Source organism: Pseudomonas sp. MBLB4123, assembly GCF_051904775.1.
GTDB lineage: Bacteria > Pseudomonadota > Gammaproteobacteria > Pseudomonadales > Pseudomonadaceae > Aquipseudomonas > Aquipseudomonas benzenivorans_B.
In genome coordinates this window covers 3,232,165-3,245,808 of sequence record NZ_CP196711.1, presented here as the reverse complement: position 1 = coordinate 3,245,808, position 13,644 = coordinate 3,232,165, and the positions used below count along the sequence as shown (strand labels likewise).

Genomic DNA, 13,644 nt, shown 5'->3' with positions numbered 1-13,644 from the left:
GCTTACTCCTTGTCCAGCTTGCCAACCAGGGACAGGGTGAAATCGGCCCCCATGTACTTGAAGTGCGGGCGCACGTTGAGGCTGACGCGGTACCAGCCCGGCTCGCCTTCGACATCGCTGACGATCACCTGGGCGGCGCGCAGCGGACGGCGGCTGCGGACTTCGGAGCTGGGGTTCTCCTGGTCGGCGACGAACTGGCGGATCCACTTGTTGAGTTCCAGTTCCAGGTCGGTGCGCTCTTTCCAGGCACCGATCTGCTCGCGCTGCAGCACCTTCAGGTAGTGGGCCAGGCGGTTGATGATGAACATGTAGGGCAACTGGGTGCCGAGCTTGTAGTTCAACTCGGCGGTCTTGCCTTCTTCGCTGATGCCGAAGAACTTCGGCTTCTGCGCCGAGTTGGCGGAGAAGAACGCGGCGTTGTCGCTGCCCTTGCGCATGGTCAGGGCGATGAAGCCTTCTTCGGCCAGTTCGTATTCGCGACGGTCGGAGACCAGCACCTCGGTGGGGATCTTGGTCTCGATCTCGCCCATGCTCTCGAAGTGGTGCAGCGGCAGGTCTTCCACCGCGCCGCCGCTCTGCGGGCCGATGATGTTCGGGCACCAGCGGAACTTGGCGAAGCTGTCGGTCAGGCGGCTGGCGAAGGTGTAGGCGGTGTTGCCCCACAGGTAGTGCTCGTGGCTGCCGGCGACGTTTTCCTTGTAGACGAAGGTCTTCACCGGGTTGTCTTCCGGGTCGTAGGGGTTGCGCAGCAGGAAGCGCGGCACGGTAAGGCCGACGTAGCGGGCGTCTTCCTGCTCGCGGAAGCTCTGCCACTTGGTGAACTGCGGGCCTTCGAAGTGGTCCTTCAGGTCCTTCAGGTCCGGCAGGCCGGTGAAGCTTTCCAGGCCGAAGAACTTCGGACCGGCGGCGGCGATGAAGGGCGCGTGGGACATGCTGGCGACGCTGGCGACGTACTGCAGGGTCTTGACGTCCGGGGCGCTGGGGTCGAAGAAGTAGTTGGCGATCAGGGCGCCGACCGGCTGGCCGCCGAACTGGCCGTACTCGGCGGTGTAGATGTGCTTGTACAGGCCGGACTGGACGATCTCCGGGCTGTCCTCGAAGTCATCGAGCAGGTCCTGCTTGGAGGCGTTGAGGATCTCCAGCTTGATGTTCTCGCGGAAGTTGGTGCGGTCCACCAGCAACTTGAGGCCGCGCCAGGAGGATTCCAGGGCCTGGAACTCGGCGTTGTGCAGGATCTCGTCCATCTGCCGGCTGAGCTTGGCGTCGATCTCCGCGATCATGCGGTCGACCATGGCCTTCTTCACCGGCTCGTTTTCGTTCTGCGGCTTCAGCAATTCTTCGATGAAGGCCGACACGCCGCGCTTGGCGATGTCGTAGGCTTCGTCGTCCGGGGTCAGCTTGGTCTCGGCGATGATGCGGTCGAGAATGCCGAGTTCGGCGGCGCTGTGGCCGCTCTCTACTGCTGCGCTAGTGCTCATTGATCAGCGTCCTTGTCAGTGGGAATCAGGAGTCCAGGGTGTCTTTGGCGGCCAGGCCGAGTTCGCCGAGCACGCGGTCGCGGGAATCGTCGTCGCTGAGTACGCTCTCGATCGCCTTGCGGAAGGCCGGGGCGTTGCCCAGCGGGCCCTTCAGGGCGACCAGGGCGTCGCGCAGCTCCATCAGCTTCTTCAGCTCCGGGACCTGCTCGACCAGGTTGGCCGGGTTGAAGTCCTTCATCGAGTTGATCTTCAGCTGCACGGCCAGCTCGTCGTCGGTCTGCTCGTCCTGCAGACGGTTCGGCACGGCGAAGGTCAGGTTGAGTTCCTGCTTGGCCAGCACCTCGTCGAAGCTGTTCTTGTCGATGCTGATCGGCTTGCGGTCTTCGATCTTGCGCTCGTCGGCGCGCTGGGTGAAATCGCCCAGCACCATCAGCTTCAATGGCAGTTCGATCTCTTCCTGGGCGCCGCCGGTGGCGGGTTTGAAGGTGACGTTGATGCGTTCCTTGGGGGCTACCGAGCCTTCTTTGGCCATGGTCATTCTCCGTTGCGGTTATGGCCCGAGGGCCTAGTCCAGTACCACTTCGAGGTCGAGGTGGCACAACCTGCGGTAGATCTCTTCCTTGTATTCGCGTACGGCGTGGTTCTGCGGCAGCAGCTCGCAGCAGCTGTGCAGCAGGCGCAGTACCTCGAGGGCGAGATCGGGTTCCCAGTCGCCCAGGCCCGAGGCCTGCAGCAGTTGGTCGAGCGAGTCGAGCTGGGTCTTGGCCAGTTCGTATTTCTTGGCGGCGAAGCACAGGCGCGCCAGGGTCAATTGCCAGTAGAAGCGTTCGCGGCCGCCGCGGGCCTTGGCCAGGCCCTGCTTGAGTTGTTGCACGGCGCTTTTCAGGCCGTCCTTGCGCAGTTTCGGCAGGGTCTCCTGCAGGGCCAGTTCCCAGGCCGGCTGGCTGCCGCTTTCGTCCACCTGCGGCGCGCTCTGGGTCACCGGTGCCTGCAGGTGCGGCATGACGTGGGAGCTGAGCCAGGCGCGGGTCTGGGCGTCGGCGAAGGCGCTGCCGTCGTGGAAGCGCAGCTCCTCCAGACCATGCATGCGCTGCAGGAACAGCGCCAGCTGGATCTCCACCTCGCGCATCGCCTGTTCGGCGTCCAGGCCTTGCAGGCACTGCCAGACTAGGTGCTGGCCGTCGAGCCAGAAGGGCGCGCGGGCGATGCTGGCCTCCAGATCGACCAGCAGGTCGGCGTACTGCCCCTGCTGGTAGCGTTCCTGATAGCTGGCCAGCTTGTCAGCCGGCAGGCCGCGCAGGGCGGTGACCTGCTCGGCGTTGCGCTCCGGCAGGCTGTCGATCGGCAACCACAGCAGGGTGCGCGCCAGGCGCAGGGCGCGCAGGTCGCTGGCCTTCTGCTTGAGCCAGTAGGCGCACAGGGGGCGGGCCTGGTCCTGCAGGCTGCGCAGGCTCTTGTGGGCTTCTTTTTCGTTCTCCACCGGCGCACCGGGGGTGAGCAGCTGGGTGGCGACCTGCTTGACCTGGGCAATGGCCGCCCCGACGCTGCCCGGTTCCGGTTGGCCCTGGCTGGCGCGGCTGACCAGCTCGTCCAGGCGGCGGCACAGCGGCAGCAGCAGCGGCGCGTCCGCGCCCAGGTGCCCGGACAGGCAGGTCTCGAGGGCGCGCAGCTGTTCGGCGAGGCTGCGGAACAGTGCCAGCTGTTCGCCGATCGGCACATGTTCGGCCAGGGCCTGCTCCAGACGCGGCAGCAGCCAGCCGATGGCGGCGGCGCGGGTGCGTGGCTTGCGCGGATGCAGTTCGGCCCAGTGATTCAGGCACAGGTAGTGCAGCAGGCCCAGGCCGGCCTGCAGGCCGGCGAAGGATTCGCGCTGATAGAGGCCCCAGATCAGCCAGGCGGCGACCCGCAGATCCTTGGAGTGGGCGCTGAGCAAGGCCTCGCTGTTCTCGCGGACCTTCTGCCAGTCGATGGCGGCGGTTTCATGCAGTGAGCTGGCCTTGCTCAGCTCGTTTTCCAGCACTTCGTACTCGCTGGAATAACGCATATCCGCACCGGCGAAGTCCCCTGGATTAATGGGGAGTTTGGCCAGCTCCAAATAACGAGTGGTGAGCGTGTTCGAATAGGTCATTCCATGACTCGACTATATATCCAGGCAACTCGGGAAGGCCCTTTCTATTGCGGGGCGAACTTATAAAGTTCCCGAGTTGTGCAGCTTTTTGCGCACGTCAATGTGCAACAAGTTGCGCAGAGCCCTAGTGGGGTGGGCATCCTAGCGGCATGGGGGTGGGGCGGGCAACTATTTAAAGTGTGAAGCCCGTAGCAATGGAAGCGATTAGCCGATTATTAATTGGTACGATAGTTCCCAATATTTTTGCGAATTGCCGCACAAGTATTAAGGCTGGCAGAGGGTGTAGGAAATAGAAGTTTGCATTTGTAAGAGATCGCTTACTGGCAAATTAGTGGCGCATCACAAAAGTGCGCGCGAGGGCTTCTCGGTTTGTGATCGTCGCCTAGGTTTATTTGGGCGAGTTGTGAAATGGCCAATCGCCATCTCGTGCGGTTTGTCGAGGCGGCCCGTTCCGGGGCGTCCTGTCAGTCGGCCAAGGCTTCGCTCCACAGGCTCACGCTGAGGCGGTGTCGTGCGTCGGGCGCGAGCACCAGGAAATCCTCCAGGACATTGGCGTGTTCGATGCACAGCATGCCTTGCCAGGCGTCGCCGGCGAACTGCGAGAGGCGCTGGGCCTTGTCGGTCCAGGGGTTCCACAGCACCGCCGAGCGCGAGCCGCTGCTGCGCAGCTGGATGCGCCGCTGCCAGACCGGATCGAGGATGCTCAGGCGGCTCGGGGAGTCCAGGTAGATGCGGTCGGTCTCGCCGGTAAAGCGCAGGGCGTCGAGCTGCTGGCGTTCGTTCCAGTCGTCCAGGGTGTCGATATAGCGGCAGCCCTGCAGGCCTTCGACCTGGGCCTGGCGAATGTCGCCGACGGCGAAGTAGCTGTGCAGCGCCTGGCTCAGTGCCAGGGGCTGGTCGCCGAGGTTGTGGCTGTCGAGGTGCAGGTGCAGGTGCTGATCGAGGCGGATGCGCAGCTGCAGCTCGGCCGCCTGGGGCCAGCCCGGCAGCGGCTGCTCGGCGCTGTTGTAGGCGAACTCGAGGTTGACCCCGTCGCCTTGCCGGTCGATGCCCAGCAGGTTCCACTCCAGGTCGCGCACCAGGCCGTGGGACGGCACCAGGTTGCCGCCCTGGTACATGGCCTGCACCGCTTGCGGGTTGCGCCGCAGGTCGCCGAACCAGGGCCAGCACACCGGCACGCCGCCGCGCACGCTGCGTCCGCTTTCATAGACCGCCTGTTCGCTCAGCCAGATCAACGGTCGCTCGCCGTCGCGCTGGTAGCTCAGCAACTGGGCGCCCTGCTGGGCCACCAGCAGTTCGGCGTCGGCGTGGCGGATGCGCCAGCAGGTCAAGGCGCCGAGTTCGACCCGTTCAACATTGGAAGTAGCCATCTGCATGCCCTGTCGCCGGTGGGGATAGCCCTATTGGAACGCAGCTTGGCCGGCAGTCCAAGGGGCAGAAAGCAAAACGCCCGTCGTGGTGACGGGCGTTGCCTTGCGGTGCGCCGTGGCTACTTGCCGTAGACCTGCTCCGGCAGCCAGGTGATCAGCCCGGGGAACTGGTAGGCGATGATCAGCAGGATCAGCTGGATCAGGATGAAGGGGATGACGCCGCGGTAGATGGTGCTGGTCGCCACCGACGGCGGAGTGACGCCGCGCAGGTAGAACAGGGCGAAGCCGAACGGCGGGGTGAGGAAGGAGGTCTGCAGGTTCAGGGCGATCATCACCCCCAGCCAGATCGGGTCCAGGCCCATGGCCAGCAGAACCGGGCCGACGATCGGCACCACCACGAAGGTGATCTCGATGAAGTCGAGGATGAAGCCGAGCAGGAAGATCACCAGCATCACCACGAAGAAGGCGCCGAGCACGCCGCCCGGCAGCTGGGCGAACACGTCCTCGATCAGCACCTCGCCGCCGAAGCCGCGGAACACCAGGGAGAACAGCGAGGCGCCGATCAGGATCATGAACACCATGGCGCTGATCTCGGTGGTGCCGTAGGCCACCTCGCGCAGCTGGTTGAAGTTCAGCTTGCCCTTGCCGAATGCCAGGATCATGGCGCCGAACGCGCCGAGGGCGGCGGCTTCGGTGGGGGTGGCGTAGCCGGCGAGGATCGAGCCGAGCACCGCGGCGATCAGCGCCAGCGGCGGCAGCAGGGCGCCGATGAGCTTGCCCCACTCGATCGGGCCGAGTTCGTCCTTGGGCAGCGCCGGCAGCTTCTTCGGCTGGAAGATCGCCGTGCCGACGATGTAGAGGATGTACAGGCCGACCAGCAACAGGCCGGGGATGAAGGCGCCGACGAACAGGTCGCCGACCGATACCGTCTTGGGCGAGAAGATGCCCATCTTCAGCTGGGCCTGCTGATAGGCGCTGGACATCACGTCGCCCAGCAGCACCAGCACGATGGACGGCGGGATGATCTGCCCGAGGGTGCCGGTGGCGGCCAGGGTGCCGGTGGCAATGGCCGGGTCGTAACCGCGGCGCAGCATGGTCGGCAGCGCCATCAGGCCCATGGTCACCACGGTGGCGCCGACTATGCCGGTGCTGGCGGCGAGCAGCGCGCCGACCACGCACACCGAGATGGCCAGGCCGCCGCGCAGGGTGCCGAACAGCCGCGACATGGACTCCAGCAGGTCCTCGGCGACCCGCGACTTCTCCAGCATCACGCCCATGAACACGAACAGCGGCACCGCCAGCATGGTCTGGTTGTTCATGATGCCGAACAGGCGATTGGGCAGGGCGCTCAGGTAGCCGGAATCGAAGGTGCCGGTGAGGGCGCCGATGCCGGCGAACAGCAGGGACACGCCGCCGAGGGTGAAGGCTACGGGGAAGCCGGCCATCAGGGCCAGGCAGATGGTGACGAACAGCAGGATCGCCATCAATTCAATCATGTTTCACCTCGGGCTCGGGCAGGCGGCCCGCCAGCAGATAGGCGGCCTTGATCAGGTCGGCGAGGCCCTGCAGGGCCAGGCTGAAGACCAGCACCAGGATGATGCTCTTCTGCAGGTAGACGAACTTCAGGCCACCGGACTCGCTGGAGGCTTCCAGAGTCGACCAGGAGTTGGCGACGTAGTCCCAGCTGGCCCAGCCGAGGTACAGGCACAGCGGCAGCAGCAACAACAGGTTGCCGCAGACCTCCACCAGGGCTTGGCGGCGGCCGCTGAATTTCTGGTAGAAGATGTCCACGCGCACGTGGGCGCCGCGGATCAGGGTCCAGGCGGCGGCACCCATGAACACCAGGGCGTGGGCGTAGAGCACGGCCTCCTGCAAGGCGATGGCGCCGATGCCGAAACCGTAACGCAGCACCACGACTATGGCGGTGCCGATGACCAAAAACAGGGTCAGCCAGGCACAACCCTGGCCGAAGCGGGTATTGAGCGTGTCGATCAGGCGCGCGAGGCGTAAAAGCGGGGGCGTGTCGGACATTGGTAGTCCTTATCGTTATGGGTGAGGGAGCGGGCAGCCGGGAATTCTAGGCTGGCCCAGGTTGGCGCAGCAATGCCACTACAACTTTAGTCGTATCTACTAGGCTTGAGGATCACCAGCCCCTATGGTATCGAGGCATAGTCCGGCAGCGGCGATCCCGTGGTCAGACCAATACAACAAGAAGGAGCATTGAATGAAACGTCGTCAGATTCTCGCGGCAGCGGGCGTAGGCCTGGCCGCCGGCGCATTGGCTGGCTGCAACAAGGAGGCCGAGACCGCCGCCAAGCCCCAAGAGGGTGGGGGTGGGGAGACCTTCAACTGGAAGATGGTCACCTCCTGGCCGAAGAACTTCCCCGGCGTGGGCGTGGGTGCCGAGCGCTTCGCCACCCTGGTCGAGGAAATGAGCAATGGCCGGCTGAAGGTCAAGGTCTATGCCGCCGGCGAGCTGGTGCCGGCGCTCGAGGTGTTCGATGCGGTCTCCCGCGGCACCGCCGAGATGGGCCATGGCGCGCCCTACTACTGGAAGGGCAAGGTGCCGGCGGCGCAGTTCTTCTGCGCTCTGCCGTTCGGCCCCAATGCCCAGGAGATGAACGCCTGGCTGCACAAGGGCGGCGGCATCGAGCTGTGGGAAGAGGTGTACAAGCCGTTCGGCGTGCTGCCCATGGCCTGCGGCGCCACGGGCGTGCAGACCGCCGGGTGGTTCAACAAGGAAATCAACTCGGTCGAGGATTTCAAGGGTCTGAAGATGCGCACCCCGGGTCTGGGCGGCGAGGTGCTGACCAAGATGGGCGGCACCGTGGTCAACATGCCGGCCGGTGAGATCTTCACCGCCCTGCAGACCGGCGCCATCGACGCCACCGAGTGGATCGGCCCGTACAACGACCAGGCCCTGGGCCTGCACAAGGCGGCCAAGTACTACTACACCCCGGGCTGGCAGGAGCCGAACGTCACCTTCGAGCTGGACATCAACCTCAAGGCCTGGGAAACCCTGCCGGCCGACCTCAAGGCCATAGTGCGGGCCGCAGCCCGCGACGTGAATGGCGACATGCTCGACGCCTACAACGCGCGCAACATGGAGGCCATGGAGCAACTCAAGGCCGAGGGTGTGGACGTGCGCAGCCTGCCGGACGAGGTGCTGGCCAAGCTCAAGGAAGTGGCGGCCGAAGTGGTCGAGGCCAGCGCCGCAGCCGACCCGGCCGCTGTCAAGGTGTGGGCGCAGCAGAAGGCCTACCTGCAGCGCCTGGCCGAGTACGCGGAGTTCAACGAGAAACTCATCTACAACATCCGCGGCTGAGCCGTACCGTCCAACGCAGACGCCGGCCTCGAGCCGGCGTTTTCGTTGGGCGCGATCTCAGGTGTTGGCCGTTGCGACGGCGCCACTGCCGCGCAGGATCGCGTAGGTGGCCTGCGGGTCTTGCGCCTTGCGCTCGCTATAGCGGTCGGTCAGGTGATCCTTCTGTTCGCGCAGCAGCAGGGTGAACTTATACAACTCTTCCATCACGTCGATGATGCGGTCGCGGTAGCTGGAGTCCTTCATCCGTCCATCGGCCTCGAATTGCTCATAGGCCTTGGCCACAGAGGACTGATTGGGGATGGTGAACATGCGCATCCAGCGCCCCAGCACGCGCAGGCTGTTCACCGCGTTGAACGACTGTGAGCCGCCGGAGACCTGCATCACCGCCAGGGTCTTACCCTGGGTGGGGCGTACCGCGCCGTTGTTCAAGGGAATCCAGTCGATCTGCATTTTCATCAGGCCGCTGAGGTTGCCGTGGATTTCCGGACTGGACCACACCATGCCCTCCGACCACTCGACCAGGCCGCGCAGTTCGGCGACTTTCGGGTGGCGTTCGTCGGTGCTGTGCGGCAACGGCAGCCCGCTCGGGTTGAACAGGCGCACCTCGGCGCCCATCGCCGCCAAGTGCCGCGCGGCCTCTTCGGCGGCCAGGCGACTGAACGAGCGCTCCCGCAGGGAGCCGTAGAGAAACAGGATGCGTGGGGGGTGAGTCAGGGGCATGGCTGGCCATCTCCGGAGTTGTCACAGACGCTATTGAAGTTTGCGCGGCCTTGGCAGCAGTCCTCGGTCAGGTAGTTCAGCAGGGCGCCGGTGCCGGCCCAGTCGGTGGCGTAGAACACGTGACGGCCTGTGCGCCAGGTCTTGATCAGCCGGCCTTGCTGCAGTTGGTTGAGGTGGCGGGACAGGGTCGACAACGGCACGCTCAGTCGTTCGGCCAGATCGCCGACCGATAGGCCCTGCGGGCCGCTTTTGACCAGCAGGCGAAAGGCCTGTAGCCGCGTGGTCTGGGCGAGGGCGGCCAGAGCAAGGAGCATGGACTCGGACATGTATTTTCCATATTTGCGCAATTATACAAATAATTGCCGAAGCCTGTCCCGGAGTCAAGTCCGGGATGAGGCGGGGTGAGCGCGAGGGCAGCCGGCTGGGGCCATGAAGCGAGGCGCCGGGCTATGGCGCGGAGCGGCAATTGCGTTTCAGGCGCTCAGCTGCCGGCATGGCGATTAAGCTTGCGGCACAAAGCGCTAGCGGCGCGGCGGCACCGGGCGGGTGCGGCCGCTGCCGTCGATGGCGACGAAGACGAACACCGCCTCGGTGACCTTGCGCCATTCGCTGGAGAGCGGGTCGTCGCTCCAGACCTCGACCAGCATCTGGATCGAGCTGCGGCCGACTTCCAGGGTCTGGGTGTAGAACGACAGCTGGGCGCCGACGGCCACCGGCACCAGGAAGGCCATGCGGTCGATGGCCACCGTGGCGACGCGGCCACCGGCGACCTTGCTGGCCATGGCGGTACCGGCCAGGTCCATCTGCGCCACCAGCCAGCCGCCGAAGATATCGCCGAAACCGTTGGTCTCGCGTGGCAGCGCGGTGATCTGCAGGGCCAGGTCGCCTTGCGGAATCGGATCATCCTGTTCGAATTCGTTCATCTCGGGTACGGCTCGCGGCGCGGTTGTTGTTGTGGGCGCGGAGCCCGCAGCATTGCGGGTTCCGCGAGTATACCGACTGAACGGTCGCCGGGCGACCATGCTGGCCGACACGCGCAGGGCGCCCCTGTATTTTCAGACGTCGTGCGCAAAATCGGCGGCGGTCATTTAACTGTCACATTGGTTTCATAGATTGGTCGCACGGCCTGCAGATACTTGGCCTCGATCCACACCCCTTCCAATTAGGAGCAAGGCATGAAACTTACGCGTTTGATGGCGGCCATGACGTTCGTTGCCGCTGGTGCTGCCACCGCCACCGCGGTTGCTGCCGTCGATCCGGCTCTGCCGACTTATGAGAAGACCTCGGGCGTATCCGGCAACCTGTCGAGCGTAGGTTCCGACACCCTGGCCAACCTGATGACCCTGTGGGCCGAGGACTACAAGAAGCTCTACCCGAACGTGAACATCCAGATCCAGGCGGCCGGCTCCTCCACTGCGCCGCCCGCGCTGACCGAGGGCACCTCCAACCTCGGCCCGATGAGCCGCAAGATGAAGGACGCCGAGCTGCAGGCCTTCGAAGAGAAGTACGGCTACAAGCCGACCGCCATCCCGGTCGCCATCGACGCCCTGGCGGTGTTCGTGCACAAGGACAATCCGATCAAGAGCCTGGACATGGCTCAGGTCGATGCCATCTTCTCCAGCACCCGCCTGTGCGGTGGGGCGCAGAACGCCAAGACCTGGGGCGACCTCGGCCTGACCGGCGACTGGGCGGCCAAGCCGATCCAGCTGTTCGGCCGTAACTCGGTATCCGGCACCTACGGCTACTTCAAGGAAGAGGCCCTGTGCAAGGGCGACTTCAAGCCCAACGTCAACGAGCAGCCGGGTTCGGCTTCCGTGGTGCAGTCGATCTCCAGCACCCTGAACGCCATCGGTTACTCGGGCATCGGCTACAAGACCTCCAGCGTCCGCGCCGTGCCGCTGTCGAAGAAGGGCGGCGAAGCCTTCGATGCCACCGAAGCGAACGCCCTGGCCGGCAAGTTCCCGCTGTCGCGCTTCCTCTACGTCTACGTGAACAAGGCGCCGAACAAGGCCCTGAGCCCGCTGGAAGCCGAGTTCGTCAAGCTGGTGATGTCCAAGCAGGGGCAGGAAGTGGTGGTCAAGGATGGCTACATCCCGCTGCCGGCCAAGGTCGCCGAGAAGACCATGAAGGAACTCGGCCTCTAAGCGGGCCGCCGACCACGCCGCGGCCCTGCGCCGCGGCACGCGCTAGACGCGCCCGCCGCTCCTCCCGGAACGGCGGGCGTCGTCGCGTCACCGCGCTGTAATCTTTCTGTCACACAAGGCGGTTAGATTGACGGTCCGCTCAACCGGCGGCGCGCGTGCGCAACTGCCCAGAGATTTTCGTATGACCGATTTGGCCACCGATACCATGACCGCACCTCTGAACAGCAGCCAACGGCTGGACTTCAACACCCCGGCCCTGCAGCGCAAGCGCCGCATCCGGGCCCTCAAGGACCGTCTGGCGCACTGGTACGTGTCCATCGGCGGTCTGGTCGTGCTGGCTGCGATCACCCTGATCTTCTTCTACCTGGCCCATGTGGTGCTGCCGATCTTCTCCGGCGCCGAGCTGGAGGCGCGCGAGGCGCAGCAGCCTGCCTGGCTGGCCGAGCAGGGCGAGGCCCTGCTGCTGGCGGTGGAAGAGCAGAACAAGGTGGCCATGCGCCTCAATCGCGCCGGTCGGGTGCAGTTCTTCGCCACCAAGGACGGCGCGGCGCTGAGCAGCGTCCAGCTGCCGTTGCCGGCCGGCGCCGGCATCGTGTCCTTCAGCGAGGACCAGCCGGGCAGCCGCCGCGTGGCCCTGGGCCTGTCCAACGGTCAGGTGCTGGTGTTCAAGCAGAACTACCGGGTGACCTACCCGGACAACGTTAAGACCATCACCCCGACCCTGGAGTATCCCTTCGGCGAGGCGCCGCTCAACCTGGACCCTCAGGGCCGGCCGCTCGAGCACGTGGCGATCAGTCAGAACGGCGACACCCTGCTGCTCAGCGCCTCCACCGGCGCCGAGTTGCATGTGCTGGCGATGAGTCGTGAAGAGAACGACTTCACCGGCGAGGTGACCCAGGAGGAGCGCCGCATCGTCCTGCCGCAGATCGCCGAGCCGATCAACGCCCTGCTGATCGATCCGCGCCATCAGTGGCTCTACGTGTTCAACGGCCGTGCCACCGCCGATGTCTTCGACCTGCGCAGCAACAGCCTCAATGGCCGCTACAGGCTGCTCGAGGGCGAGGCGCGGGTGAGTGCCGTGAGCCCGCTGCTCGGTGGCATCTCGCTGCTGGTCGGCGACAGCAAGGGCGGCATCCGCCAGTGGTTCATGGTGCGTGACGAGGACGGCCAGTCGGCACTGACCCGCATCCGTGATTTCCAGCTCGGCGACAGCGCCATCACCCAGTTCCTCCCGGAAGAGCGGCGCAAGGGTTTCATGGCCCTGGATGCCGACGGCAAGCTGGGCATCTTCCACAGCACCGCGCACCGCACCCTGCTGGTCGAGCAGGTCGCCGAGGGCGCCGCCGTCGCCACCCTGTCGCCGCGGGCCAGTCGCGTGCTGGTGGAGTCCAAGGGGCAGATCCAGCCGATCGTGGTCGACAACCCGCACCCGGAGGTGTCCTGGAGTTCGCTGTGGGGCAAGGTCTGGTACGAGAGCTATGACGAGCCCAAGTACGTCTGGCAGTCGACCTCGGCCAACAGCGACTTCGAGCCCAAGCTGAGCCTCTCGCCGCTGACCTTCGGCACCCTCAAGGCGGCCTTCTACGCCATGTTGCTGGCCGCTCCGCTGGCCATCTGCGCGGCGATCTACACCGCCTACTTCATGGCCCCGGCCATGCGCGGCAAGGTCAAGCCGGTGATCGAGCTGATGGAGGCGCTGCCGACGGTGATCCTCGGCTTCTTCGCCGGCCTGTTCCTCGCCCCCTATGTGGAGGGACACCTGCCGGGCATCTTCAGCCTGCTGCTGCTCACCCCGCTCGGCATCCTGCTCGCCGCCTATGGCTGGAGCCGCCTGCCCGAGCGCATCCGCCTGCTGGTGCCGGACGGTTGGGAAGCCGCCCTGCTGATTCCGGTGATCCTGCTGGTGGCGACCTTCGCCCTGAGCATGAGCGGGCACCTGGAGAACTGGCTGTTCGATGGCGACATGCGCCTGTGGCTGAGCAACGACCTGGGCATTCCCTTCGACCAGCGCAACGCCCTGGTGGTGGGCCTGGCCATGGGCTTCGCGGTGATCCCGAACATCTACTCGATCGCCGAGGACGCCGTGTTCAGCGTGCCCAAGAGCCTGACCTTCGGCTCCCTGGCCCTCGGCGCGACGCCCTGGCAGACCCTGACCCGGGTGGTGATCCTCACCGCCAGCCCGGGCATCTTCTCGGCGCTGATGATCGGCATGGGCCGCGCCGTGGGCGAGACCATGATCGTGCTGATGGCCACCGGCAACACGCCGATCATGGAGATGAACATCTTCGAGGGCCTGCGCACCCTGGCCGCCAACGTGGCGGTGGAGATGCCGGAGTCGGAAGTCGGCAGCACCCACTACCGCGTGCTGTTCCTCGCCGCGCTGGTGCTGCTGTCCTTCACCTTCGTGATGAACACCCTGGCGGAGCTGATTCGTACCCGCCTGCGCAAGAAATATGCGTCGCTCTGAGAATTGGGAAGG

At 65.3% G+C, this 13,644-nt stretch carries 12 protein-coding genes; 3 read left to right on the top strand and 9 right to left on the bottom strand.

Features of this window, described 5'->3' with window-relative positions:
- Nucleotides 1-2: 2 nt before the first annotated feature.
- From tssC to ACSX1C_RS14990, 6 genes are all read right to left on the bottom strand, one after another.
- Entirely contained in the window at nucleotides 3-1,478 is a 1,476-nt protein-coding gene (tssC, locus tag ACSX1C_RS15015) for a type VI secretion system contractile sheath large subunit (RefSeq protein ID WP_318644458.1), read from the bottom strand.
- 25 nt (nucleotides 1,479-1,503) lie between these two features.
- Nucleotides 1,504-2,010: a type VI secretion system contractile sheath small subunit gene (tssB, locus tag ACSX1C_RS15010; protein ID WP_439886794.1), complete on the bottom strand. Its 507-nt coding sequence runs from the start codon at nucleotides 2,008-2,010 to the stop codon at nucleotides 1,504-1,506.
- 33 nt (nucleotides 2,011-2,043) lie between these two features.
- Nucleotides 2,044-3,606, bottom strand: a complete 1,563-nt coding sequence (tssA, locus tag ACSX1C_RS15005; protein WP_439886793.1) for a type VI secretion system protein TssA — start codon at nucleotides 3,604-3,606, stop codon at nucleotides 2,044-2,046.
- Between the two features lie 464 nt (nucleotides 3,607-4,070).
- The gene (locus ACSX1C_RS15000) at nucleotides 4,071-4,976 is read right to left on the bottom strand and encodes a D-hexose-6-phosphate mutarotase (protein WP_439886792.1); all 906 of its coding nucleotides are present in this window, start codon (nucleotides 4,974-4,976) and stop codon (nucleotides 4,071-4,073) included.
- Nucleotides 4,977-5,095: 119 nt separating this feature from the next.
- Complete coding sequence (locus ACSX1C_RS14995) at nucleotides 5,096-6,472, bottom strand: TRAP transporter large permease (protein ID WP_439886791.1); 1,377 nt, start codon at nucleotides 6,470-6,472, stop codon at nucleotides 5,096-5,098.
- The gene (locus tag ACSX1C_RS14990; protein WP_439886790.1) at nucleotides 6,465-7,007 is read right to left on the bottom strand and encodes a TRAP transporter small permease subunit; all 543 of its coding nucleotides are present in this window, start codon (nucleotides 7,005-7,007) and stop codon (nucleotides 6,465-6,467) included. Before ACSX1C_RS14990 ends, ACSX1C_RS14995 begins: the two co-directional genes overlap by 8 nt.
- A gap of 193 nt (nucleotides 7,008-7,200) precedes the next feature.
- On the opposite strand from ACSX1C_RS14990, the gene ACSX1C_RS14985 reads away from it, so the two are divergent.
- On the top strand, nucleotides 7,201-8,301 hold the full coding sequence (locus tag ACSX1C_RS14985) for a TRAP transporter substrate-binding protein (RefSeq protein ID WP_439886789.1): 1,101 nt from the start codon (nucleotides 7,201-7,203) through the stop codon (nucleotides 8,299-8,301).
- A 57-nt stretch (nucleotides 8,302-8,358) separates the two neighbouring features.
- Here the strand turns inward: ACSX1C_RS14985 and arsH are convergent, their stop codons facing one another.
- From arsH to ACSX1C_RS14970, 3 genes are all read right to left on the bottom strand, one after another.
- Complete coding sequence (arsH, locus tag ACSX1C_RS14980; protein ID WP_439886788.1) at nucleotides 8,359-9,021, bottom strand: arsenical resistance protein ArsH; 663 nt, start codon at nucleotides 9,019-9,021, stop codon at nucleotides 8,359-8,361.
- Nucleotides 9,012-9,347 carry an ArsR/SmtB family transcription factor gene (locus ACSX1C_RS14975; RefSeq protein WP_439886787.1) on the bottom strand — a complete coding sequence of 112 codons (336 nt, stop codon included), beginning with the start codon at nucleotides 9,345-9,347 and terminating at the stop codon, nucleotides 9,012-9,014. Before ACSX1C_RS14975 ends, arsH begins: the two co-directional genes overlap by 10 nt.
- Before the next feature lie 195 nt (nucleotides 9,348-9,542).
- Nucleotides 9,543-9,944: an acyl-CoA thioesterase gene (locus ACSX1C_RS14970; RefSeq protein ID WP_208707788.1), complete on the bottom strand. Its 402-nt coding sequence runs from the start codon at nucleotides 9,942-9,944 to the stop codon at nucleotides 9,543-9,545.
- Nucleotides 9,945-10,196: 252 nt separating this feature from the next.
- Between ACSX1C_RS14970 and ACSX1C_RS14965 the strand changes: the two genes are divergently transcribed.
- Nucleotides 10,197-11,165 carry a PstS family phosphate ABC transporter substrate-binding protein gene (locus tag ACSX1C_RS14965; RefSeq protein WP_439886786.1) on the top strand — a complete coding sequence of 323 codons (969 nt, stop codon included), beginning with the start codon at nucleotides 10,197-10,199 and terminating at the stop codon, nucleotides 11,163-11,165.
- 181 nt (nucleotides 11,166-11,346) lie between these two features.
- Nucleotides 11,347-13,632, top strand: coding sequence for an ABC transporter permease subunit (locus tag ACSX1C_RS14960; protein ID WP_439886785.1), 2,286 nt, complete (start codon nucleotides 11,347-11,349; stop codon nucleotides 13,630-13,632).
- Nucleotides 13,633-13,644: the final 12 nt, after the last annotated feature.